Below are 23,134 nucleotides of genomic sequence, written 5' to 3' on the forward strand. Positions count from 1 at the left end.
CCAGAAACCACCGGGCCGGCTCACCGGTAACGACAGCGAGCAGGAGACACAGCACGATGCGCATCGGAGTTCTCACCGCAGGCGGCGACTGCCCCGGCCTGAACGCCGTGATCCGGTCGGTCGTGCACCGAGCGGTCGCCCAGTACGGCGACGAGGTCATCGGCTTCGAGGACGGCTACGCCGGTCTGCTCGACGGCCGCTACCGCTCCCTCGACCTCGACGACGTCGGCGGCATCCTGGCCCGCGGCGGCACCATCCTGGGCTCCTCCCGGCTGGAGCGGGACCGGCTGCGCGAGGCCTGCGAGAGCGCGGCCGACATCGCCCGTGACTTCGGCATCGACGCGCTGATCCCGATCGGCGGCGAGGGCACGCTGACCGCGGCCCGCATGCTCAGCGACGCGGGCCTGCCGGTGGTCGGCGTCCCGAAGACGATCGACAACGACATCTCCTCCACGGACCGCACCTTCGGTTTCGACACCGCGGTCGGGGTCGCCACGGAGGCGATGGACCGCCTGAAGACCACGGCCGAGTCGCACCAGCGGGTGATGGTCGTCGAGGTCATGGGCCGGCACGCGGGCTGGATCGCCCTCGAGTCCGGCATGGCGGCCGGCGCGCACGGCATCTGCCTGCCCGAGCGCCCCTTCGACCCGGCCGACCTCGTCAAGATGGTCGAGGAGCGCTTCTCCCGCGGCAAGAAGTTCGCGGTCGTGTGCGTGGCGGAGGGCGCCCACCCCGCCGAGGGCACCATGGACTACGGCAAGGGCGAGATCGACCAGTTCGGACACGAGCGCTTCCAGGGCATCGGTACGGCACTGGCGTACGAGCTGGAGCGCCGGCTCGGCAAGGAGGCCAAGCCGGTCATCCTCGGCCATGTCCAGCGCGGCGGCGTCCCCACCGCCTACGACCGCGTCCTCGCCACCCGCTTCGGCTGGCACGCGGTGGAGGCGGCGCACCGGGGCGAGTTCGGCCGGATGACGGCCCTGCGCGGCACGGATATCGTGATGGTGCCGCTCGCGGAGGCGGTGACCGAGCTGAAGACGGTCCCGAAGGACCGGATGGACGAGGCGGAGTCGGTCTTCTAGACCCCCAGGGGCTGCCGCCCCCAGGCCCCCGCGTCTTCGGTCTTGAGCGGGTTCGCCCTCAAACGCCGGGCGGGCTGAGGTGGACCGCTGCCCAGAAGTGGTCGACGATGCGGTCCAGGAACTCGCGGCCGGCGTCGCTCGACTCGCTGGCCGCGTTCCCGTCGCCCCAGCTCAGCGAGGCCACCATCTGCCCCTGGTACTCCTGGTGCAGTGACTGGAGGGCGTCCTGGAGGAGGTGCCGGTCCAGGGGTACGTTTTTGGCCATCGGGCGGACGTACGCCTGCCAGCGGGTGGTCACCGCACTGCGCAGCAGCTCGGCCAGCTTCGGCTCGCGTCCCGTGACGGTGACGAAGTCCGGGAGCGAGAGGTCGAGCACCTCGGCCAGGGTGGCCGACTGGCGTTCGTTGCCGCGCCAGGCGTTGTGCTCCTCCATGTGCATGTAGGCGAGGAACTCCAGGCCGACGGAGCGGGCGACGTCCTCCGGTGCGAGGCCGCGGGCGATGCGGTGCTCGCGCAGGGTGCGCGGCGGACCGGTGATCTCACCGGGGGAACACCACAACACACCTGCGAGAGCGGCGAGTTCGGGGCTGGAGGGGGCGACGGAGCCGCGCTCCCAGGCGAGGACGAGATCCGGGGAGACGTACGGCAGTCCGTACGAGACACGCAGGCCGTAGGCGACATGTTCGGGGCCCATGTTGAGGGCGGTGCGGAGCCGGCGGGCGGCGGGGGCGTTGAAGGGCGGGGCGGGCTGGTTCGAGCGGGCTGGGCGTTGGCGCACGGGCCACACCGTAGGCGGGCCGTGACGCGATGACTACGGTCTGTTCGGCCAGGATCACGGATTGTAGGAACGTACGGATTCGGCCACCCGTGCGGACTGGACGGGGGTGGCCGAAGATCGTCTGCCGTCATGGCGGGCGCGCCGGCGAGGAGGGCGCGAAGCCGTCCGGGTGGGCGGTCCGGACGGCGGTGACTTTGTGAACGTCAAGGTCGAGGGGCATATTCACGAGCGTCTGCCGGCGCCGGACTTCTGGCATCTCGCCACGGTGGACGCGGACGGGATGCCGCATGTCTCGCCCATGTGGGCGGACATCGAAGACCAGTACGCCATGGTCAGCACGTCGATCGACCGCGTCAAGATCGACAACCTGCGGCTCAATCCGAACCTCTCGCTCTCCCACCACGACGCCGGCAACCCGTGCGACCGGGCCGAGATCCGGGGGCGGGTCGTGCGGTTCGTGGAGGGCGAGGAGGCGGAGCGGGGCTCCTGGACCGGCTCACCCCTTGACCGCCCCGCCCAGTGCGAACCCGCCGCCCAGCCGCCGGGCGATCAGCACGTACAGCAGGATCACCGGCGTCGAGTAGACGATCGAGAACGCCGCCAGCTGCCCGTAGGCCACCATGCCCCGGTTGCCGAAGAACTCGTTGATGCTCACCGAGGCCGGCATCTGGTCGGGGGTCAGGAGCAGCATGAAGGGGACGAAGAAGTTCCCCCACATGACCACGAACGAGAACACCGTCACCACCGCCACCCCCGGACCCATCAGCGGCAGCACGATCCGTACCAGCGACTGCATCGACGACGCCCCGTCGGTCCACGCCGCCTCCTCCAGCTCCTTCGGGACGCCGTCCATGAAGTTCTTCATCAGCCAGATGGCGAAGGGGAGTTGGGAGGCGGCGAAGAAGAGGATCGTGCCCTGCACGGTGTCGATCAGGTTCACCTGAACGAACAGCGCGTACACCGGCACCATGATCGCCGTGATGGGCAGACTCGTCGCGAAGAGGATGGTCAGCAGGAACGGGCGGTTGAGCCGGGACCGGAAACGGGAGAGCGGGTATGCCGCCAGGGCCGCGCACACCACCGTCAGCAGTGTCGCGCCGCCGCACAGGATGAGGCTGTTGAGCAGCGGTGTGAACGTGATGTCCGAGGTCAGGACGGCGTCGAAGTGGGACCAGGTGAGGCCGTCGGGCGCCTTCACCTTCAAGCTCGCGTGCGGGTCCACCGACGACAGCAGCACCCAGGCGAGCGGCAGCGCGAAGGCGGCGGCCACCACCAGCAGGCCGGCGTCGGCGGCCAGCCGGCGGCCGCGGCGGCGGGAGGCGAGTGTGCGGGCCATGGTGGGGGTCAGACCTCCGTCCGCAGCAGGCGCAGATAGACGAGGGAGAACAGCGAGCCGACCAGGAGCAGCAGCAGGGCGACGGCGGTGCCGTAGCCGATCATGCTGTTCTGGAAGGCCTGCTCGTACATGAAGAGGGGCAGGGTCTGGCTCTTGTTGCCGGGGCCGCCTCGCGTCATCACCCAGATCAGGCCGAAGACGGACAGGGTCTGGAGGGTGTTCAGCATCAGGTTGGTGCCGATGGAGCGGCGGATCATCGGCAATGTGATGTGCCACATGCGGCGCCGGCCGCCCGCGCCGTCGACCTCGGCGGCCTCCGTGATCTCCTTGGGGATCTCGTTGAGGGCGGCCGAGTAGACCAGCATCGAGAAGGCCGTTCCGCGCCACACGTTCGCGAAGGACACCGCCAGGATCGGAAGGGTGAACAGCCAGTTCTGGGACGGGAGATGGAGCCGGTCCAGGATGGCGTTCAGGGTGCCCTCGCGGCGGAAGAAGGCGTAGAGGAGGAACCCTGCGACGACCTCCGGCAGGACCCACGCCGTGACCACGATGCCGCCGGTCAGGGTGCGGACGGGCTTCGACGCGCGCTGCATCAGCACCGCCAGCGCCAGCCCGAGGGTGTTCTGGCCGAGCAGTGACGACAGGACCGTGAACACCAGCGTCAGCCATACGGCGTTGAGGAACTCCTCGTCCTTGAAGGCCTTGCGGAAGTTCGCGAGGCCGACGAAGGACGCGTGGGCCTGGCCGGTGAGCTGGAGGTCGGTGAAGGCGATGTAGGCGCAGTAGGCGATCGGGCCGGCGAGGAACAGGAGCAGAAGGGCGACGGCGGGGGAGAGGGGAAGCAGGCGGGCGAGGGCACGGGGGAGCGTCCGGCGGGGCCGGCGCCCGGACGGGGCGGGCGGGCGCGAGGGCGACTCGGCGGCCTTCGCGCCTGCCGTATGCGGAGTCGTGGCGGTCATGCGTGGTCGCCGCCGCTCGTGACCTGGTTGTCCGTGGCGTCCTTGAGCGCGTCGTCGTACCCGCTCGCCGCCTTGTCGACGGACATGTCGCCCGTTGTCACGCCCTCCATGGCTTCCTGGATGGCGGTGGAGACCTTCGGATACGCGGGGTAGGCGGGCCGGTAGTGGGTGCTCGACACCAGGTCCGTGAAGAACTTGATGCCGGGCTGGGCGCTTGTGTACGACGGGTCGCGGGCCACGTCGTCGCGCACCGCGATACCGGAGTTGGTGATGTACCACTTCTCCGCGTTCGCCTTCGTCTGCATCGTCCTGATGAAGTCGAACGCGAGGTCGGGGTTGCCGGCCTTGGACGGGATCGCCCAGGTCCAGCCGCCCGACATGCTCACCTTGCCGGGGGCCTGGCCGTGCTGGGTCGGCATGTACGCAAGACCCAACTCGCTGGACCACTGCGGCCATTCGTGGCCGCTGCCCTTCAGCCAGGCCTGCGGCAGCCACGAGCCGTCGAGGGCGATGCCCAGCTTGCCCTTCGGCAGCAGCTCGCCGGCCACGATGGTCTGGATGTTGGGGTCCAGGGCGTCGGAGACGTCCGGGCCGAGCTTCTCCTTGTAGACGGTCTCGACGAACCGGAGCGCGTCCCTGAAGCCCTGGCTCCCGGCGATCCACTTCTTCGCCGACTTGTCGTAGAGGGGGTCGGTGCTCCCGTCGCCGGTGCCGTAGAGCAGCATCTCGAAGGTCTGCATGGTGGCGGCCTCACCGGCGGGTTTGCCGGTGTAGACGTTGAGCGGGGTGACTCCCGGGACCCTCTTCCTGATCGTGCGGGCCGCGGCGAGGACGTCGTCCCAGGTCTTCGGCTGCCAGTTCGCCGGCAGACCGGCCTTCTTGAAGATGCCCTTGTCGAACCAGAGCCCGCGGGTGTCGGTGCCGTCCGGGACGCCGTACGTCTTCCCGTCCTCGGCCTTGGCGGCGGTCTTCGCCGTGCCGATGAACTGCTTCCAGTCCGGCCACTTGTCGAGGTACGGGTCCAGCGGCTTCAAGTACCCGCTGGTGATGTCCGAGTTGATGAGGAACGTGTCCTCGTAGACCAGGTCGGGGGCGGTCCTGGGGGAGCGGAGCATCTGCTGGAGCTTGGTGTAGTACTCCGAGTCCGGGGCCTTGATCGGGACGAGTTCGACCTTCTTGCCGGGGTACTTCTTCTCGAACTGCTTCTTGATGTCTGCGAGGAAACCGTCCATCACCTTGATGGAGTTGTCCGTGGACTGCTTGAAGGAGACCCTGACGGTGTCCGGGTCGCTGCCGGAGCCGTTGCCGCAGGCTGTGAGGGTGGTTGCGGCGAGGGCGGTGGTGAGGAGGACGGGGAGGAGGGGGAAGGCGGCGGTGGGGCGCACGGGCATGACCTCCTGCGGGCTCAACTTCGTTGTCGGCCGAGATGGTTGCCCGGTGAAGGTAGGAGGAGTGGTCTAGTCAGGTCAATGAGTGCGACGACCTAACGTCCCCGATCTCCGTCCCCCTTCTCGTTCCGCACCCACCGGTACTGCAACTCCGGCCGCCCCACGGTCCCGTACTGCGGAGCCCGCGCCGCCCGCCCCGCGTCCACCAGATGCTCCAGATACCGCCGGGCGGTGATCCGGGAGATCCCCACCGCCTCCGCCAGCGCCGCCGCGGTCAACCCCTCCCCGCAGTCCCGCAACGCAACGGTCACACGCTCAAGCGTCGGCGCGCTCAGCCCCTTGGGCAGCGCGGCCGGCGAAGGCGCCCGCAGCGAAGCCAGCGCCCGGTCCACCTCGTCCTGCCCGCTCGCCTCGCCCACCGCCGCATGGAACTCCGCGTACCGCACCAGCCGGTCCCGCAGGGTCGCGAAGGTGAAGGGCTTCAGCACGTACTGCACCACCCCCAGCGACACCCCCTCGCGCACCACGGTCAGATCCCGCGCCGACGTCACCGCGATCACGTCCGCGTGATGCCCGGCCGCCCGCAGCGACCGCGCGAACTGCAACCCATGGACATCAGGCAAATGCAGATCCAGCAGCAGCAGGTCCACCGGCGTACGCTCCAGCAGCCGGCGCGCCTCCGCGCCCGTGTGCGCCTTGCCCACGGCCACGAAGCCCGGCACCCGGCCGACGTACATGACATGCGCGTCGGCGGCCACCGGGTCGTCCTCCACGACGAGGACGCGGATGGGCTGCTGGGTCGTCATGCGTCACCTCTCGTGGCGGCGTGCCCGGTCTCTTCGGTGGGCCGGGCGGCTGCGTCTGGAGGCAGTCGTGCTTCGAACGCGGCGGCGCGTTCCTGCTTCTCCGGGGCAGGCGGTGTGCGCTGGTCCTGGTGGCCGACGGTGTGCGGGTCCGGAGCCGCGGGGGTGTCCCCGACCAGGACGCGGATGGGCTGCTGGGTCGTCATGCGTCACCTCTCACCGCGGCACGCCCGGGCGCGTCGGCCGGAGAGACGCCCGTGTCCAGAGGCAGCCGTACCTCGAACACCGCGCCGCCCGCCCCATCCTCTGCGCCTTCCGCCACCGTCAACGTGCCCTCCTGTCGGGTGACCGCCTGCCGTACCAGGGCCAGCCCGAGGCCCCGGCCGCCCGGGCCGGCCGGCTTCGTCGAGAACCCCCGTTGGAATACCAGCTCGGCATGGGCGGGATCCACCCCCGTGCCGGAGTCCGCGACCCGCATCACCAGTTCCGTGCCCTCCGCGTACGCCGTCACCGTCACCCGGGCGCCGATGCTGCCCTGTGCCGCGTCCACCGCGTTGTCGATCAGGTTGCCGAGGATCGTCACCAGATCGCGGGCCGGGAGGCTCGGCGGGAGCAGGCCGTCGTCGAGACGGCTGTCCTCCGAGACCACCAGCTCGACACCCCGTTCGTTCGCCTGCGCCGTCTTGCCGAGCAGCAGCGCCGCCAGCACCGGCTCGCTCACGGCTGCCACCACCTGGTCGGTCAGTGCCTGTGCCAGTTCCAGTTCGGCCGTCGCGAAGTCCACGGCCTCCTCGGCCCGTCCGAGCTCGATCAGCGACACCACCGTGTGCAGGCGGTTCGCCGCCTCGTGTGCCTGCGAGCGCAGGGCCTGGGTGAAGCCCCGCTCGGAGTCCAACTCGCCCATCAGGGACTGGAGTTCGGTCACATCGCGGAGGGTGACCACGGTGCCCCGGCGCTCGCCGCCGGACACCGGGGAGGTGTTGACGACGAGGACGCGGTCCGCGGTGAGATGCACTTCGTCCACCCGGGGCTCGGAGGCGAGCAGCGCCCCGGTCAGCGGGCCGGGCAGCCCGAGGTCCGCCACCGACCTCCCGACCACCTCGCCCTCCGGGCCGACGCCCAGCAGCTCCCGGCCGCCGTCGTTGATCAGGGCCACCCTGTACTGCCCGTCCAGCATCAGCAGCCCCTCCCGCACCGCGTGCAGCGCCGCCTGGTGATAGTCGTGCATCCGGCTGAGCTGGGTCGCGTTCATGCCGTGGGTGTGCCGGCGCAGCCGGGCGTTGACGACGTACGTGCCGATCGCCCCCAGGGCGAGGGCGCCGGCGGCGACGGTGAGGAGGGCCGAGACCTGGCCCTGTACCCGTTCGCTGATCGCCTTGACCTTGATGCCCGCGCTGACCAGGCCGACGACCCGCTTGTCGGCGTCCTCGATGGGGGTGACCGCGCGGACCGACAGGCCGAGGGTGCCCTTGTAGGTCTCGGTGATGGTCTCGCCGTTCTGGGACCGCTCGATGTTGCCGAGGAAGTGTTTGCCGATCTCCTTCTTGTTGGGGTGGGTCCAGCGGATGCCCTGGGGGTTCATGATCGTGACGAAGTCGACGTCGGCGTCGCGCATCACCCGCAGCGCATACGGCTGGAGCTGCGCGCTGGGGTCGGGGGAGCGGGTCGCCGCCAGTACGGACGGAGCGTCCGCGATCGAGCGGGCCACCGCCAGGGCCTGCCGGCGTGCCGCGTCCTCGGCCTGCTGCTTGTCGCTGACGTAGGTGAACAGTGCGTATCCGGCCACGAGCACCGCTATCAGCACGGCCTGCATGGCGAAGAGCTGGGCGGCCAGGCTGCGGGGGCGCGGGACACGGGGGATGCGCATGGAATCAGTGTGCCTCCCTCCTTTGCGCTGCCCACCCCTCGGCTTCTCGTTCGTATGCCCGTCCCTGTGCGCCGGGATCGACCCATTCTTTCTTGTTGAAGCATGAACTAATTGGCCTCTCCCCGCTTCAGGAGGGGGAATCTCCGACTCTGCGCCGCTGTCCGGCGCTCCTTCGGAGCTTTCCTGCTTCAGCACCGACGGCCCGCCCGGAGGTTCTCCGTTGAGGTCTTACGCCGGCTCCACAGGCCGACACCGCCAGCCCGGCGGCCAGAATGTTCTTCGCCGCGTTCTCGTCCCGGTCGTGGATCGCCCCGCATGCGGTGCAGGTCCATTCCCGGATGCTCAGCGGCAGTTTCGCGACCAGGTGGCCGCATGCCGAGCAGGTCCTGCTCGACGGGTACCAGCGGTCGACGGCGACCAGTGCGCGGCCGTACCACTGGGCCTTGTACTCCAGCATGGAGCGCAATTCGCCCCATGACGCGTCGGAAATCGCACGGGCAAGCGCGCGGTTCTTCAGCATGTTCCGGACTGCGAGGTCCTCGATCACGATCGTTTGGTTCTCACGAACGAGACGCGTGGACAGCTTGTGCAGGAAGTCCCGGCGCCGGTCGGCGATGCGGGCATGGATACGGGCGACCCGGACGCGGGCCCGATCGCGATTCCTGGAACCCTTCTTCTTACGGGACAACTCTCGCTGGGCACGGGCCAGCCGTGTTCGGTCCTTCTTCTCGAACTTCGGATTGATGATCTTTTCACCGGTCGACAGGGTCACCAGCGCGGTGATGCCTGCGTCGATACCCACTGCCGTGCCAGTGCTCGGGTGCGCCTTCACGGAAGCGTCCTCGCACAGCAGCGATACGAACCAGCGTCCCGCGCTGTCCTGCGACACCGTCACCGTCGACGGGGTCTGCCCCTCGGGCAGAGGCCTGGACCACACGATGTCCAGCGGATCCGGCATCTTCGCCAGGGTGAGACGACCGTCGCGGTAGGTGAATGCCGAGCGGGTATATTCCGCGCTCTTGCGGGACCTCTTGCGGGACTTGAAGCGTGGATAGGCGGAGCGCTTCTCGAAGAAGTTGACGAAGGCCCCCTGCAGATGGCGCAGCGCCTGCTGCAGCGGAACCGACGAGACATCGGCCAGGTATGCGTACTCCTCGGTCTTCTTCCACTCGGTCAGCAACGCTGATGTCTGGACGTAGTTGATGCGGCGCCGCTCCGTGAACCAAGCGGCGGTGCGGGCCTGCAGGGCCAGGTTGTAGACCGTTCGTACACAACCGAACGTACGCGTCAGCTCGGCCGCCTGGGCGTCGCTCGGATAGAAGCGGTACTTGAACGCCCGCTTCACGTGCTCGGTCATGCTCAAAACCTGGCATGTCAGTGTGTGAGACCAATTGTCTTCACCTCGCGATGTACTAAATGAACGCAAGGGTGACCGCCCTCACAGGGCACGACATAGTCACCGCATCGAGGAAGCAGTGGAAGCGGGACATACGGTTCTGGCCACCGCCTCCCGACGGAGATCCGCGCCCCCACCCGCATCTCCATCTCCATTCCCCGGACGTGAGCCGCACGCCGGTGATGCCGACGAAGACGTCAAGGAGGGCAGCCGTGGCCGCCAGCACCCCCGATACGGCACCTGCCGCACCCGCTGGGAAGCGGGACCGCACCCACTATCTCTACATCGCCGTCATCGCAGCGGTGGCCCTCGGTATCGCCGTGGGGCTGATCTGGCCGAGCGTGGGCGTCGAGCTCAAGCCGCTCGGCACGGGCTTTGTGAACCTGATCAAGATGATGATCTCCCCCATCATCTTCTGCACGATCGTGATCGGGATCGGCTCCGTACGGAAGGCCGCCAAGGTCGGCGCCGTCGGCGGTATCGCGCTCGGCTACTTCGTGGCGATGTCGCTGGTCGCGCTCACCATCGGCCTGGTGGTCGGCAACATCCTGCACCCGGGCGACGGGCTGCACATCACCAACGCGATCAAGGCCTCCGGGCACGACCAGGTGGACAGTGAGGCGCTGCCGCCCGTCGACTTCGTGCTGTCGATCATCCCGACGACCTTCATCTCGGCCTTCACCCAGCAGCAGGTGCTGCAGACGCTGCTGGTCGCCCTGCTCACCGGGTTCGCCCTGCAGGCCATGGGCTCGGCCGGGCAGCCGATCCTGCGCGGCGTGGAGCACCTCCAGAAGCTCGTCTTCCGCATCCTCGGCATGGTGATGTGGGCCGCCCCCGTCGGTGCCTTCGGCGCCATCGCCGCCGTCACCGGCTCCGCCGGTGTCGACGCGCTGAAGAAGCTGGCCATCCTGATGCTCGGCTTCTACGTCACCTGCTTCCTCTTCGTCTTCATCGTGCTCGGTGCCCTGCTGAGGATCGTCGCCGGGCTCAACATCCTCAGGCTCTTCAAGTACCTGGGCCGTGAGTTCCTGCTGATCCTGTCGACCTCCTCCTCCGAGTCGGCGCTGCCGCGTCTCATCGCGAAGATGGAGCACCTCGGTGTCAGCAAGTCGGTGGTGGGCATCACCGTCCCGACCGGCTACTCCTTCAACCTCGACGGCACCATGATCTACATGACCATGGCCTCGCTGTTCATCGCCGACGCCATGGGTACGCCGATGGCGATCGGCGAGCAGATTCCGCTGCTGCTCTTCCTGCTCCTCGCCTCCAAGGGTGCGGCGGGTGTCAGCGGCGCCGGCCTCGCGACCCTGGCCGGCGGTCTGCAGTCGCACAAGCCCGCCCTGGTGGACGGCGTCGGCCTGATCGTCGGCATCGACCGCTTCATGAGCGAGGCCCGCGCCCTGACGAACTTCGCGGGCAACTCCGTGGCCACGGTCCTGATCGGCACCTGGACCAAGGAGATCGACAAGGAGCGCGTGGGTCTGGTCCTCGCCGGTGAGCTGCCGTTCGACGAGACGACCCTGCTGGACGAGGACGTCGAGCCGCACGTCGAGGTGCCGGAGCAGGGCGGCGAGAAGGAGCTTGCCAAGGCCTGACCTCCGCGTTCCCCGACTGAGACGGGTCCGGACCTGAACTCCGGACCCGTCTCCGCGTCCCGGGCGGCCGGGTGGCCCCCGTCCCGTGCGACCCCAGGTGCACGGCAGTTGCCGTGCACCTGACGGCAGTTGCCGTGCACCTGACGGCATTACCGGAAGATTGCCTTCCTCTTGTCAACCCGATTGATCTTTCTCGCCTCTTCGGAGGCAGGGCAGCAAGCGCTTCCGGCCCTGTCGCGCGGGCGGCGGGCCAGGGCCCGTACCGAGACCGGGTGCGGGCGCCCGTCGAGTACCGAGAAGGAAATTCGGGGAAACCCATGGACAAGTTTCGTAAGACGTTGATCGGCGCAGCCGCGGGCGCGGTGCTTCTCACCGGGGCCGTGGCTCCGGCCCAGGCCGTCACGGCCCAGCCGGCCGTGGCGCGTCAACCCCAGAGCATCAGCGGCGTCTGCGGTTCGCTGCTGGCCACCGGTGTCAGTGTCGCCTCGCTGGGGAAGACCATCGCCTCCAAGGGCGCCGGCTGGGTGGGGGCGATCGTCTCCGCCGGCTGCCTGGTGAAGGACGCCGGCGAGTACAGCCGGGCGTTCAACGCCAGCCCGGCGGGCATCGCGCGCCTCAAGAAGATCCAGGCCAAGTACCACAACTACACCTTCAAGCACTTCATGAAGGACTTCGGCTGCGAGTGGATCCCGACGCCGCCCGGCGGCGGCACGGACCTCGCTCCGCGCGTCGCGGCCCAGCGGGCGTCGGGGCACTGGGACTGCAGCTCCGCCGGGGACTGAACGGAGCCGGCTCGTGGACATCACCCTGGCATTCGTGCTGGTCGTCGCCGAACTGGCGGTGCTGACCGGTGGATATCTCGATGCACAGGCGCCCGCGAGACCGGGCCGAGGCATCCGCATCGCTCGGGTGGTCGGCCCCCTGCTCGTGGCGGCGGCGGTCGTGGCGCTGGTGCCGGATCCCGTGTGGAAAGCGGCGGTCGCTCTCCTCACGCCGGCCTTGGTGAAGGCCGCCGACCAGTGCGTACGTCACCTCGGCACCCCCGCTCGTGGCGGCGGTGAGTCGGCTGAGCGGCTGCGCTGAGCGCGGGGCCGGGCAGGAAGAGCCTGTCCGGCCCCGCACATTCCTGCTCGTCACGCCGTACGGCGGCCACCTCTTCGACCCACGGCGGGCAGCAAGCTCCCGGCGGGTGCTCTGGACACGGCGCACCTTCCAAGGCGCCCAGCGGATGGCGGACGCGGTCGGATCCGCCTTCTCTGCCGCGCCGCGAGGCCGCCGCAGAAGAGGAGAAGGAATGGGCGGAGTGCGGGGCCGTTGCCCCTTCCGCACCCCTATCCACTAACCTGCCGCTCCGGACCATCCGGAACGGCACATCAGTGCGTGGCGTCATTACAGGCAAGTCAGTACGCGTGTGGAGGCACGGGGGATGAAGATCGACTGGGATCGGCGCACGTGTGCCCGCAAGGGGCACGTGACGTATGCGCCGGACGAGCCGGGGCTGAAGGCGCGGCTGCACGCACAGACCTCGCTCGGGGACGTCTGGCGCTGTCTGCGCTGCGGCGACTTCGTGCTCGGGGAGCCGCACGGCTCGGGACCGGCGGACCACGCGCCCCTCGTGCCGCGCGGCAAGGTCCTGCGCGACCTGTTCATCTTGCGCTTCCTGGCGATCGAGCGGGCCGTGCGCGGCGTCTTCATCGTGCTGGTGGCGCTGGCGGTGTGGAAGTTCAGCAACAGCCAGGACTCGGTGCGCCGGCTCTTCGACGAGTACCTCGACGTCTTCCGGCCCGTCTTCCGGCACTTCCACTACGACCTCGACCACTCGCCGATCGTCGGCACGATACAGAAGACCTTCGGCTACAAGCACTCCACGCTGCTGCTGGTGGCCGTACTGCTGCTGGCGTACGCCCTGATCGAGCTCGTCGAGGCGGTCGGCCTCTGGTACGCCAAGCGCTGGGCGGAGTACCTGACGGTGGTCGCCACCGCCGCCTTCCTCCCCCTGGAGATCTACGAGCTCACCGAGCACGTCAGCTGGCTGAAGATCGGCACGCTGGTCCTCAACGTCCTCGCCGTCCTCTACATCGCCCTCGCCAAGCGGCTGTTCGGGCTCCGGGGCGGCCGTAAGGCGTTCGAGGAGGAGCGGGAGAGCGCTTCGCTGCTGGAGGTCGAGGAGTCGGCCGGGGTGCCGGCCCACACGACGCAGGCCGTCTGAGCCGTCCTGGACCGTCCGGGTCTGCCAGGCGGCCGTTTGGCGACACTTGCCCTAAATCCTTTGCCCGCCGGACCGGTTGGGCCCACGCTGGAGAGCCTCGGAGCGCACGGCCGGACGCACGGAGGCGACATGGGGGAGTCCGAACGGGTCGAGATCATCAGCTCGACCGAGTACGAGCGGCGGTACGGCGGGGACCGCGAGCCGTCGCCGCTGTCGATGGAGCAGGTCAACGAGCTGTTCTACGAGTTCCTCGCCGCCGTGGCCCACCCCCGGCGCAAGGAGGGCGACGACCGCCGCAACCTCACGAAGCGGCTGCGCGAGCACCTGGGGTCGGCGCCGGCGGACCGCCCGGTGGTCAAGGCCGCCTATCCGCCCTACGACCTGCCCAACGTGCACCTGGCGCTGGAGCGCTGGTTCGCGGCGGACGGCCGTTCCTACGACCTGATCGGCATGCGCGGTGCGCAGCACCACGGCGAGCTCACCCTCGGCGACATCCTCGAAGCGGCCGACCGCTACGACCGCTTCACGATCGGCGCGGTCGACTACGCGCACCTGCCCGTCTCCTCGGACGAGGAACTGGCCTGCGTCTCCTGCGGCTTCTACCTCGGTACGGCCGGCGACGAACGGTTCGCGGTGCTGCTGCGCGGACCGGCGGACGAGTACGGGCGCAACAAGGTCGAGATCGAGGTCCTCGCGCAGGACAAGGCGTTCGCGGACCGGCTGCTGGCCGAGATCGACGCGATCGTGCGCGAGCACAACATCTTCCGCGGCCAGGTCCTGTCCTTCGAGGGCTCGGAGTTCGGCCACGGCCTCGGCCCGTTCCGCTTCCACCGCCGCCCAGGCCTCACCCGCGAGGACGTCGTGCTGCCGGACGGCCTGCTGGAGCGGGTCGAGCGCCAGGTCGTCGGTGTGGCCAGGCGCCGGGAACAGCTGCGCGCCGCGGGCCAGCACCTGCGCCGCGGTCTCCTCCTCTACGGCCCTCCCGGCACCGGCAAGACCCACACCATCCGCTATCTCCTCTCCCACCTGCCGCAGTTCACGGTGGTGATCCTCTCCGGCGAGAGCATCAACGCGATCGGCCCGGCCTGCGCGCTGGCCCGGATGCTGCAGCCCGCCCTGGTGGTGCTGGAGGACTGCGACCTGATCGCCGAGGCCCGCGACTACGGCGGCGGGGAGCAGCCCCTGCTTTTCCAGGTGCTCAACGAGATGGACGGCCTCGGTGACGACGCCGACGTCGCCTTCCTCCTCACCACCAACCGCGCCGACCTGCTGGAGCCGGCCCTCGTGCAGCGCCCCGGCCGCGTCGACCTCGCCGTGGAGATCCCGCTCCCGGACGCGGCGGGCCGTGCCGCCCTGCTCGCCCTCTACGGCGGTGGTCTCGGACTCGACGAGGACATCACCGAGGAGGTCGTGACCCGGACGGAGGGCACGACGGCCTCCTTCACCAAGGAACTCGTACGGCGGGCGGTCCTGATCGGCGCGGAACGCGAGGCTCCGCGCACCGAACCGGCCGACGTACGGGAGGCCCTCGACGAGCTCCTGTCCGACCGTGACCGGCTGACGCGCCGGCTGCTCGGGGTGCGGGACGGCAGCGAGGACGAGGAGTGGTTCTCGCACGACGACGAGGACGACGAGGACGACGACGCGCGGCCGCACGGGGGACCGCCCTCGGGGGAGTGGTTCCTCGGCCCGCGCCCCGGCCCGTCGCCCCGTCGCTGACCCTCCGCCCTTGCCCTGACGTCGGCGTCAAGGATTACGTTCGTGGCATGCGAATCGGCGAGCTGGCCGAACGGGCCGGGACCACGACGCGGACGCTCAGGTACTACGAGTCGCGCGGGCTGCTGCCCGCACGGCGCGGCGGGAACGGCTACCGCACCTACGACGAGAGCGACCTGAAGCTGCTCCGGCAGATCCGGACGCTGCAGGACTTCGGGTTCGACCTGGAGGAGACGCGCCCGTTCGTGGAGTGTCTGCGGGCCGGGCACCCGGAGGGCGACTCCTGCCCGGCCTCGCTCGCGGTCTACCGGCGCAAGCTGGACGAACTCGACGCGCTGATCGGCGAGTTGCAGGCCGTGCGGGCGCGGATCGCGGTGCGGCTGGCCGTGGCCGACGGGGAAGGACCGTTGTGCGAACTGGGAGGGCGGGAACGGTGATCGATGTGACGGACGAGGATTTCGCGGCGCAGGTGATCGGGTCCGAGGTGCCGGTGCTGGTGGAGTTCACGGCGGACTGGTGCCCGCCGTGCCGGCAGATGGGGCCGGTGCTGCACGCCCTGGCCGCCGAGGAGGCCGACCGCCTCAAGGTGGTGCAGCTGAACGTGGATCGCAATCCGGAGACCACGAACGCCTACAAGGTGCTCTCGATGCCCACGTTCATGGTCTTCCGGGGCGGTGAGCCGATCAAGGCGATGGTGGGGGCGCGGCCCAAGCGGCGGCTGCTGGAGGAGCTGGCGGACGTCCTCTGATCTCACGCAGTACAGAAGAAATCCCCCGGGCAATTGCGCTCGGGGGATTTCTCTGTGTAAGTTTAATGATTCGCGACTTCAAGGGGATTGGGTCGCAAAGAAGTTCACTGGCGTCATTGTATCTGCCCGGGAGTGGAATTGTCAAACAGCGATGAAATTCGCAGGGAACAGGAATTCATCGACGCCCTGTACGCGCGCGTGGACGCCCTGCGCGGCCACACCGAGGCCGGCGTCACGGATGCGCTCGCCCAGGGCAACACGCCCATGCAGGCCCGGCTGGAACGGGACATCCTGGTCGCCGAGCGGTCCGGGCTGCTCGCCGCGCTGAACGCCGTCGACGGTTCGCTGTGCTTCGGCCGTATCGACTTCACCTCGGGCACCCGGCACCACATCGGCCGGATCGGTCTGCGCACCGACGACGCCGAGCGCACACCGGCCCTGATCGACTGGCGTGCCGATGTCGCCCGCCCCTTCTACCTGGCCACCGGCCACACCCCGATGGGCCTGCGCCGGCGCCGGCACCTCACCACGGAAGGGCGCCGGGTCACCGCCCTGCACGACGAGATCCTCGACCTGGGCGACCAGGAGCGGACCGGCCACGAGGACCCCACCGGCGACGCCGTGCTGCTCGCCGCCCTGGACGCCGCGCGCACCGGCCGTATGCACGACATCGTGCAGACCATCCAGGCCGAGCAGGACGAGATCATCCGGGCGCCGCACCGGGGAGTGCTGGTGGTCGAGGGCGGTCCGGGCACCGGCAAGACCGCCGTCGCCCTGCACCGGGCCGCCTATCTGCTCTACGAGCACCGGGAACTGCTCGCCAAGCGGGCCGTGCTCATCGTCGGCCCCAACCCCGCCTTCCTCGGCTACATCGGCGAGGTCCTGCCCTCGCTCGGTGAGACGGGCGTGCTGCTCGCCACGGTCGGGGAACTGTTCCCCGGAGTGAAGGCGACGGCGAGCGACAGCCGCGCGGCGGCCGCGGTGAAGGGCCGCGCCGACATGGCGGACGTGCTCGCCGAGGCCGTACGCGACTGGCAGGCGCTGCCCGATCCGGTGATCGCGATCGAGCACGACCGGGAGGTCCTGATGCTCGACGACGGCCTGGTGAAGATGGCCCGCGAGCGCACCCGCGCCGCCAGGCTGCCGCACAACGTGGCCCGGGAGCACTTCGAGGGGCACATCCTCAACACGCTCACCGAGATGTACGCCGAGCGGGTCGGGACGGACCCCTTCGACGGCAGCAGCCTGCTGGACCCGAGCGACATCACGCAGATCCGCGACGAGATCGCCGAGAACCCCGAAGTGTGGGCCGCCATCGACCAGCTGTGGCCGCGGCTGACCCCGCAGCGCCTGGTCGCGGACTTCCTCGCCGATCCCGTCGGCTACCTCCCCGACGAGGACGCGGCCGCGATCCGCCGTCCGGTGACGCGGGCGTGGACGGTGGCGGACGTACCGCTCCTCGACGAGGCGGCCGAACTGCTCGGCGTGGACGAGCGAGTGGCGCGCGCGCGGGCCGAGCGGGAGCGGGAGACGCAGGTCGCGTATGCGCAGGGCGTGCTGGACGTCTCGTTCGCCTCGCGGACCTACGAGTTCGAGGACAAGGACGAGGAGGACTCCGAGGTCCTGTCCGCGCACGACATCATCGACGCCGAGCGGTTCGCCGAGCGGCAGGAGGAGGACGACCACCGCAGCGCCGCCGAGCGGGCGGCGGCCGACCGGACCTGGGCGTTCGGGCACATCATCGTCGACGAGGCGCAGGAGCTGTCGCCGATGGCGTGGCGGCTGCTGATGCGGCGCTGTCCGACGCGGTCGATGACGCTGGTCGGGGATCCGGCGCAGACCGCGGAGGCGGCGGGGGTCGGTTCCTGGGCGGGGATTCTCGAGCCGTATGTCGAGGACCGCTGGGAGCATGCCCGGCTGGGGGTCAACTACCGGACTCCGGCGGAGATCATGGAGGTCGCGGCGGCCGTGGTGCGGGCCGAGCAGCCGGACTTCTCGCCGCCGAGTTCGGTGCGGGCCACTGGCGTTCGGCCTTGGGTGCGGGCGGTTGATGATCTGCCGGATGCCGTGGGCAAGGCGGTGGAGGAGCTGACGCCTGCGGAGGGGCGGTTGGCGGTGATTGCGCCGCGGCATCTGCACGGGAAGCTGGCCGCTCGGCTGGACGGGGTGGTGGCGGGTGGCGAGCCCGATCTGACGCGGAGGGTCGTGCTGCTCGATCCGCGGCAGTCGAAGGGGCTGGAGTTCGACTCGGTGCTGGTGGTGGAGCCGGGGCTGTATGGCACGAGTGACCTGTATGTGGCGCTGACCCGGGCTACGCAGCGGTTGGGGGTGCTGCACAGCCGGGCGCTGCCTGCGGCGTTGGCTGCGGCGCTGGAGTAACGGCTGGTTTCGCCCCCGCCGCCCCTTCCCGTCCCGACCCGGGGGCCAGCCCCCGGACCCCCGCTCCTCAAACGCCGGAGGGGCTGAAAACTCAGCCCGTCCGGCGTTTGAGGACGAGGCCGTTCAGGCCGAAAGCGGGGTCTGGGGGCGCAGCCCCCAGGGGACGGGAATGGGAAGGGGCGGCGGGGGCGAGGAAAAGCTAGGCCGGGCGGAGCCACACCGTCGCCAGTGGGGGCAGGGTCAGCCTGATGCTTGCCGGGCGGCCCTGGTGGGGGTGGGGTTCCGGCTTGATGACGTCGGGGTTGGTCACGTCGCTGCCGCCGTATTTTCCGATGTCCGTGTTCAGGGACTCGTGCCAGGCAGGGACGTCGTCGGGGACGCCCAGACGGTAGTCGTGGCGGACCACGGGGGAGAAGTTCGAGACCGCCAGGAGCGGGGTGCCGTCGGCGGCGAGGCGCAGGAACGCGAAGACGTTGTCCTCGGCCGCGTCGCCGACGATCCACTGGAAGCCCGACGGGTCGGTGTCCCGCTGCCACAGGGCGGGCGTGTGGCGGTAGACGACGTTGAGGTCGCGGACCAGGTCGCGGACCCCGCGATGGTCGGCCTCGGCCCCGTACGCCGGATCCAGCAGCCACCAGTCCGGCCCGTGCGCCTCCGACCACTCCGCACCCTGCGCGAACTCCTGCCCCATGAAGAGGAGCTGCTTGCCGGGGTGGGCCCACATGAAGGCCAGATAGGCGCGGAGGTTGGCCCGCTGCTGCCACCAGTCGCCCGGCATTTTCGAAACCAGTGAGCGTTTGCCGTGGACCACCTCGTCGTGCGAGATGGGCAGCACGTAGTTCTCGCTGTACGCGTACACCATCGAGAAGGTCATCTCGTTGTGGTGGTACTTGCGGTGGATCGTCTCGTGGCTGATGTAGTCGAGGGAGTCGTGCATCCAGCCCATGTTCCACTTGAGGCCGAAACCAAGGCCGCCGAAGCCGCCCGGGCCCCGGTGGTGCGTGGCCCGGGTGACGCCGTCCCAGGCCGTGGACTCCTCGGCGATCGTGACCACACCCGGCACCCGCCGGTACACCGTCGCGTTCATCTCCTGCAGGAACGCCACCGCGTCGAGGTTCTCCCGGCCGCCGTGCTCGTTCGGGGTCCACTGGCCGGGCTCGCGCGAGTAGTCGAGGTAGAGCATGGAGGCGACCGCGTCGACGCGCAGGCCGTCGATGTGGAACTCCTCGCACCAGTAGATGGCGTTCGCGACCAGGAAGTTGCGCACCTCCCGGCGGCCGTAGTCGAATTCCAGGGTGCCCCAGTCGGGGTGCGCGGCGCGGAGCGGGTCCTCGTGCTCGTACAGGGGGCGGCCGTCGAATTCCGCCAGGGCCCAGTCGTCCCGCGGGAAGTGCGCCGGCACCCAGTCCATCAGGACGCCGATGCCCGCCCGGTGCAGCGCGTCGACCAGGTACTTGAAGTCGTCGGGGGTGCCCAGGCGGGCCGTGGGGGCGTAGAAGCCGGTGACCTGGTAGCCCCAGGAGCCGCCGAAGGGGTGCTCCGCGATCGGCATCAGTTCGACGTGGGTGAAGCCCAGGTCCTTGACGTAGGCGGGGAGCTGCTCGGCCAGTTGCCGGTAGGTCAGGCCCGGGCGCCAGGACGGGAGGTGGACCTCGTAGACCGAGAACGGCGCCTCGTGCGCCGGCACCTTCGCGCGCTGCTCCAGCCACTGCGCGTCCTGCCACTCGTGGTGGGAGGCGGTGACGATCGACGAGGTGTTCGGCGGGGCCTCCGTGCGGCGGGCCAGCGGGTCGGCCCGCAGGGTCTTCGAACCGTCGGGCCGGGTGATCTCGAACTTGTACAGCTCGCCCTCGCCGATCCCCGGCGCGAACAGCTCCCAGACACCGGAGGAGCCGAGCGAGCGCATGGGATGGCCGGTGCCGTCCCAGAAGTTGAAGGTGCCCGCCACGTGCACACCCCGCGCGTTCGGCGCCCACACGGAGAAGCGGGTGCCGGGCACGCCCTGGTGCGTCATCGGGTGCGCGCCGAGCACCTGCCACAGATACTCGTGCCGCCCCTCCCCGATCAGGTGCAGGTCGAGCTCGCCCAGCGTGGGCAGGAAGCGGTACGCGTCCTCGGTCTCCAGGGTCGTCCCCTCGTACCGCACCTGGAGCCGGTACTCGGGGACTTCGGTCAGGGACACCAGGGCGGAGAAGAACCCGTCCCCGTCGTCGTGCAGCTCGGCCCGCAGGTCAGCGGCGACGACCGTCACGGACAGCGCGTACGGCCGGAAGACCCGGAAGGCGACCCCGCCGGGGACCGGGTGGGCGCCCAGCACCGCGTGGGGGTCGTGATGGGTACCGGCGAGCAGCCGCTCGCGGTCACCGACGGGCACCTCCGGCGACACGGCCGGAACCGGTGCGGTGACCTTCTTCGCGGCGGCGACGGTCTTTTCGGCGGGAGTCCTGGTGGTCGTCGTCTTCTTGGCCGCGGTCTTCTTGGCTGCTGTCTTCTTGACCGTCGTCTTCTCGGCCGCTGTCCGTTTGGCTGCTGTCTTCTTGACCGCTGTCTGCTCGGTGGCAGTCTTCTTCGCCGGGCTCTTCTTCGCCGTGCTCTTCTTCCCCGTTGCACCGGCCGCCGTGGTCTTCGCCGCGACCGCCTTTTTCGCGACGGCCTTCTTCGTGACCTCCTTCTCGGCGGTGGTCTTCGCCGCCGCCTTCTTCACCGATTTCCTGGGCTCGGTCGCCTTCTCCGCGGCCTTCGCGGCCTTCTTCTTCGGATCCGAACCGCTGGGCGTGGGGCGGGGGGTCACGGGCGGCGCCTCCTCGGCGAAGGTGAGGTCGGGTCAGTGAGGGTCGGATGCGGCGTAACGCTCTATCGCCGCCATGGGAACGGGCAGCCAGTCGGGGCGGTGACGGGCCTCGTAGACGACTTCGTAGATCGCCTTGTCCGTCTCGTAGGCGCGCAGCAGTACCGGATCCGTGCGTGGATCGCGGCCGCTGACCTCGGCGTATCCGGAACAGTAGGCGGCCCGGCAGGTCTCTGCCCAGCCCTCTGCACGAGGGGTGGCGGAGTGGGCCGCGTAGTCGAAGGACCGCAGCATCCCGGCGATGTCCCGCACCGGAGGCTGCGGCATCCGCCGTTCTGCCAGCGGTTTGGACGGCTCGCCCTCGAAGTCGATCAGCCACCACTGACCGGCCGGCGAGCGCAGGCACTGCCCGAGGTGCAGATCGCCGTGGATGCGCTGCGCGGTCCAGGTACGGCCCTCCGCGGCCAGGTCGGCGAGCGCGGTGAACGCGGAGTGCAGGCCGGGGGCGTACGGCCGCAGTGCGGGCACCGCCTGCGCGGCCGCCTCCAGGCGCTCGATCATGCCGTCGGCCAGCGGCTGCAACTGGGTGTGGCCCAGGGTGACGGTCGGCAGGGCGCGGGCGAGTGCCGTGTGCACCTCGGCCGTGGCGCGGCCCAGCGCCCGTGCCTCGGCGGCGAAGTCCTCGCCCTTGGCCAGCTCGCGCAGCGCCAGCTCCCAGCCGTCCGTGGCACCCTGCAGAAACGGCTGGAGCACGCCGAGTACATACGACTCCCCGGCCAGCTCCGCCCGCAGCCACGCGGTCGGCGCGGGCACCCGGGGGCAGCCCTCGCGGGCGAGCGCCAGCGGGAGTTCCAGGTCGGGGTTGACGCCGGGGACGACCCGGCGCAACAGCTTGAGGATGAACGTATCTCCGTAGACGACGGACGAGTTCGACTGCTCGGCCGTCACCAACCGCGGGACGAGCCCGGTGCGGATCTCCTCGCCGGGCTCCCGCTCGAAGCGCAGCCCGCCGACGCGGGCCTGGGCGCGCAGCGCCTCCAGGAGCACCTCGGCGGGCCGGGAGTCGTACAGGGCGTCGTACACCGTGCGTCCGGCGAGCGGGCCCTCGTCCACGTGTCCGATCAGCGCGGGCGCCAGCCGGGGCGGCAGCGCCTCGCGCACGCCTATCAGCAACTGGTAGCAGTCGCCGGGGTGGGTTTCGGCACCGAGCATGAGCGGCTGATGGGCGCGCACCAGGAGGTGGAACAGGCCCAGCCTGCCGTCGGCCGGCAACAGTTCGGTGGCCGCGACCAGCGAGAACCCGGTGACCGGCCGCCCCTTGCCCGCGAACCAGCGCTGCCGCGGCAGCCATTCGCGCAGGAGGGGATCGAGGGACGCGAGCAGGCCAGGACTTGTCTTGCCGGAAAGTGTGACAGTTTCCGCCATGGTGTCACATTCCTTTCCCCGGGTGGGCGGGGTGTTACTGATGCGTGCCCCGGGTGGGACAGGAGAAACCGCCCCACCCCGGGTTCTGCGAGGCGCTACGCGGGGTCCTTGCGGAGCCGGAACCAGTAGAAGCCGTGCCCCGCCAGTGTCAGCAGGTACGGCAGCTCGCCGATGGCCGGGAAGCGCACCCCGCCGAACAGCTCGACCGGATGCCGGCCGTTGAAGATCCGCAGATCCAGCTCCGTCGGCTGCGCGAACCGTGAGAAGTTGTGCACGCACAGCACGAGATCGTCCTCGTACTCCCGCAGGAAGGCCAGCACCGCCGGGTTGGAGGACTGGAGTTCCGTGTAGGACCCGAGGCCGAAGGCCGGGTTCTGCTTGCGGATCTCGATCATGCGGCGGGTCCAGTGCAGCAGCGACGAGGGCGACGACATCGACGCCTCGACGTTGGTGACCTGGTAGCCGTAGACGGGGTCCATGATGGTCGGCAGGAACAGCCGCCCGGGGTCACAGGACGAAAAACCTGCGTTGCGATCCGGTGTCCACTGCATCGGGGTGCGTACGGCGTCGCGGTCGCCGAGCCAGATGTTGTCGCCCATGCCGATCTCGTCGCCGTAGTAGAGGATCGGCGAGCCGGGCAGCGACAGCAGCAGGGCGGTGAACAG

The 23,134-nt window shown here is 69.8% G+C and carries 20 protein-coding genes and 1 pseudogene; 10 read left to right on the plus strand and 11 right to left on the minus strand.

The window, feature by feature from the left end; all coding sequences use genetic code 11:
• Window positions 1-56: 56 nt before the first annotated feature.
• Complete coding sequence (locus tag ACWC1K_RS23525; protein WP_365842768.1) at window positions 57-1,082, plus strand: ATP-dependent 6-phosphofructokinase; 1,026 nt, start codon at window positions 57-59, stop codon at window positions 1,080-1,082.
• 58 nt (window positions 1,083-1,140) lie between these two features.
• Here ACWC1K_RS23525 and ACWC1K_RS23530 read toward each other — a convergent pair whose 3' ends face one another.
• Entirely contained in the window at window positions 1,141-1,869 is a 729-nt protein-coding gene (locus ACWC1K_RS23530) for a helix-turn-helix domain-containing protein (RefSeq protein WP_450833951.1), read from the minus strand.
• 187 nt (window positions 1,870-2,056) lie between these two features.
• On the opposite strand from ACWC1K_RS23530, the pseudogene ACWC1K_RS23535 reads away from it, so the two are divergent.
• Window positions 2,057-2,341, plus strand: a pseudogene (locus tag ACWC1K_RS23535) (pyridoxamine 5'-phosphate oxidase family protein); the annotation flags it as partial.
• 15 nt (window positions 2,342-2,356) lie between these two features.
• On the opposite strand, the gene ACWC1K_RS23540 reads toward ACWC1K_RS23535, so the two are convergent.
• From ACWC1K_RS23540 to ACWC1K_RS23570, 7 genes are all read right to left on the minus strand, one after another.
• Entirely contained in the window at window positions 2,357-3,196 is an 840-nt protein-coding gene (locus ACWC1K_RS23540) for a carbohydrate ABC transporter permease (protein ID WP_450833953.1), read from the minus strand.
• Window positions 3,197-3,204: 8 nt separating this feature from the next.
• Entirely contained in the window at window positions 3,205-4,155 is a 951-nt protein-coding gene (locus ACWC1K_RS23545) for a carbohydrate ABC transporter permease (RefSeq protein ID WP_450833954.1), read from the minus strand.
• Window positions 4,152-5,546 (minus strand): extracellular solute-binding protein, encoded by a 1,395-nt coding sequence (locus ACWC1K_RS23550; protein WP_450833955.1) that lies wholly within the window; start codon window positions 5,544-5,546, stop codon window positions 4,152-4,154. Before ACWC1K_RS23550 ends, ACWC1K_RS23545 begins: the two co-directional genes overlap by 4 nt.
• Before the next feature lie 92 nt (window positions 5,547-5,638).
• The gene (locus ACWC1K_RS23555; protein ID WP_450833956.1) at window positions 5,639-6,349 is read right to left on the minus strand and encodes a response regulator; all 711 of its coding nucleotides are present in this window, start codon (window positions 6,347-6,349) and stop codon (window positions 5,639-5,641) included.
• Window positions 6,346-6,552 carry a hypothetical protein gene (locus ACWC1K_RS23560; RefSeq protein WP_450833957.1) on the minus strand — a complete coding sequence of 69 codons (207 nt, stop codon included), beginning with the start codon at window positions 6,550-6,552 and terminating at the stop codon, window positions 6,346-6,348. The genes ACWC1K_RS23555 and ACWC1K_RS23560 overlap by 4 nt, the downstream gene beginning before the upstream one ends.
• On the minus strand, window positions 6,549-8,213 hold the full coding sequence (locus ACWC1K_RS23565) for a sensor histidine kinase (RefSeq protein WP_450833958.1): 1,665 nt from the start codon (window positions 8,211-8,213) through the stop codon (window positions 6,549-6,551). The genes ACWC1K_RS23560 and ACWC1K_RS23565 overlap by 4 nt, the downstream gene beginning before the upstream one ends.
• Window positions 8,214-8,340: 127 nt before the next feature.
• Window positions 8,341-9,570, minus strand: a complete 1,230-nt coding sequence (locus ACWC1K_RS23570; protein WP_450833959.1) for an RNA-guided endonuclease InsQ/TnpB family protein — start codon at window positions 9,568-9,570, stop codon at window positions 8,341-8,343.
• A 251-nt stretch (window positions 9,571-9,821) separates the two neighbouring features.
• On the opposite strand from ACWC1K_RS23570, the gene ACWC1K_RS23575 reads away from it, so the two are divergent.
• From ACWC1K_RS23575 to ACWC1K_RS23610, 8 genes are all read left to right on the plus strand, one after another.
• Window positions 9,822-11,204, plus strand: coding sequence for a cation:dicarboxylate symporter family transporter (locus tag ACWC1K_RS23575; protein WP_450833960.1), 1,383 nt, complete (start codon window positions 9,822-9,824; stop codon window positions 11,202-11,204).
• Between the two features lie 317 nt (window positions 11,205-11,521).
• The gene (locus ACWC1K_RS23580; RefSeq protein ID WP_450833962.1) at window positions 11,522-11,986 is read left to right on the plus strand and encodes a hypothetical protein; all 465 of its coding nucleotides are present in this window, start codon (window positions 11,522-11,524) and stop codon (window positions 11,984-11,986) included.
• 13 nt (window positions 11,987-11,999) lie between these two features.
• Window positions 12,000-12,287 (plus strand): hypothetical protein, encoded by a 288-nt coding sequence (locus ACWC1K_RS23585; RefSeq protein ID WP_450833964.1) that lies wholly within the window; start codon window positions 12,000-12,002, stop codon window positions 12,285-12,287.
• A 343-nt stretch (window positions 12,288-12,630) separates the two neighbouring features.
• The gene (locus ACWC1K_RS23590) at window positions 12,631-13,413 is read left to right on the plus strand and encodes a DUF2127 domain-containing protein (RefSeq protein ID WP_450833965.1); all 783 of its coding nucleotides are present in this window, start codon (window positions 12,631-12,633) and stop codon (window positions 13,411-13,413) included.
• A gap of 129 nt (window positions 13,414-13,542) precedes the next feature.
• Window positions 13,543-15,132 (plus strand): AAA family ATPase, encoded by a 1,590-nt coding sequence (locus ACWC1K_RS23595; protein WP_450833966.1) that lies wholly within the window; start codon window positions 13,543-13,545, stop codon window positions 15,130-15,132.
• Between the two features lie 47 nt (window positions 15,133-15,179).
• Window positions 15,180-15,566, plus strand: coding sequence for a MerR family transcriptional regulator (locus ACWC1K_RS23600; RefSeq protein ID WP_450833967.1), 387 nt, complete (start codon window positions 15,180-15,182; stop codon window positions 15,564-15,566).
• Window positions 15,563-15,877, plus strand: a complete 315-nt coding sequence (locus ACWC1K_RS23605) for a thioredoxin family protein (protein WP_450833969.1) — start codon at window positions 15,563-15,565, stop codon at window positions 15,875-15,877. Before ACWC1K_RS23600 ends, ACWC1K_RS23605 begins: the two co-directional genes overlap by 4 nt.
• 156 nt (window positions 15,878-16,033) lie before the next feature.
• Complete coding sequence (locus tag ACWC1K_RS23610) at window positions 16,034-18,256, plus strand: HelD family protein (RefSeq protein ID WP_450833980.1); 2,223 nt, start codon at window positions 16,034-16,036, stop codon at window positions 18,254-18,256.
• Window positions 18,257-18,455: 199 nt separating this feature from the next.
• Here ACWC1K_RS23610 and glgB read toward each other — a convergent pair whose 3' ends face one another.
• The 3 genes from glgB to ACWC1K_RS23625 form a co-directional block, all read right to left on the minus strand.
• Window positions 18,456-21,047, minus strand: coding sequence for a 1,4-alpha-glucan branching enzyme (gene glgB, locus ACWC1K_RS23615; protein WP_450833970.1), 2,592 nt, complete (start codon window positions 21,045-21,047; stop codon window positions 18,456-18,458).
• 33 nt (window positions 21,048-21,080) lie between these two features.
• Entirely contained in the window at window positions 21,081-22,469 is a 1,389-nt protein-coding gene (locus ACWC1K_RS23620) for a maltokinase N-terminal cap-like domain-containing protein (RefSeq protein ID WP_450833972.1), read from the minus strand.
• Window positions 22,470-22,564: 95 nt separating this feature from the next.
• Window positions 22,565-23,134 (minus strand): alpha-glucosidase C-terminal domain-containing protein (locus ACWC1K_RS23625; protein ID WP_450833973.1); only part of this gene is annotated, 570 nt, incomplete at its 5' end.

The organism is Streptomyces sp. NPDC001492 (genome assembly GCF_053597275.1).

Excerpts from the sequence above, each read along its gene's own strand:
- ACWC1K_RS23595 (WP_450833966.1), top strand. The coding sequence starts at position 13,543 with ATGGGGGAGTCCGAACGGGTCGAGATCATCAGCTCGACCGAGTACGAG.
- ACWC1K_RS23550 (WP_450833955.1), bottom strand. The coding sequence starts at position 5,546 with ATGCCCGTGCGCCCCACCGCCGCCTTCCCCCTCCTCCCCGTCCTCCTC.
- ACWC1K_RS23620 (WP_450833972.1), bottom strand. The coding sequence starts at position 22,469 with ATGGCGGAAACTGTCACACTTTCCGGCAAGACAAGTCCTGGCCTGCTC.
- ACWC1K_RS23555 (WP_450833956.1), bottom strand. The coding sequence starts at position 6,349 with ATGACGACCCAGCAGCCCATCCGCGTCCTCGTCGTGGAGGACGACCCG.
- ACWC1K_RS23600 (WP_450833967.1), top strand. The coding sequence starts at position 15,180 with ATGCGAATCGGCGAGCTGGCCGAACGGGCCGGGACCACGACGCGGACG.
- ACWC1K_RS23540 (WP_450833953.1), bottom strand. The coding sequence starts at position 3,196 with ATGGCCCGCACACTCGCCTCCCGCCGCCGCGGCCGCCGGCTGGCCGCC.
- ACWC1K_RS23545 (WP_450833954.1), bottom strand. The coding sequence starts at position 4,155 with ATGACCGCCACGACTCCGCATACGGCAGGCGCGAAGGCCGCCGAGTCG.
- ACWC1K_RS23570 (WP_450833959.1), bottom strand. The coding sequence starts at position 9,570 with ATGACCGAGCACGTGAAGCGGGCGTTCAAGTACCGCTTCTATCCGAGC.
- ACWC1K_RS23560 (WP_450833957.1), bottom strand. The coding sequence starts at position 6,552 with ATGACGACCCAGCAGCCCATCCGCGTCCTGGTCGGGGACACCCCCGCG.
- ACWC1K_RS23525 (WP_365842768.1), top strand. The coding sequence starts at position 57 with ATGCGCATCGGAGTTCTCACCGCAGGCGGCGACTGCCCCGGCCTGAAC.
- ACWC1K_RS23590 (WP_450833965.1), top strand. The coding sequence starts at position 12,631 with ATGAAGATCGACTGGGATCGGCGCACGTGTGCCCGCAAGGGGCACGTG.
- ACWC1K_RS23565 (WP_450833958.1), bottom strand. The coding sequence starts at position 8,213 with ATGCGCATCCCCCGTGTCCCGCGCCCCCGCAGCCTGGCCGCCCAGCTC.
- ACWC1K_RS23580 (WP_450833962.1), top strand. The coding sequence starts at position 11,522 with ATGGACAAGTTTCGTAAGACGTTGATCGGCGCAGCCGCGGGCGCGGTG.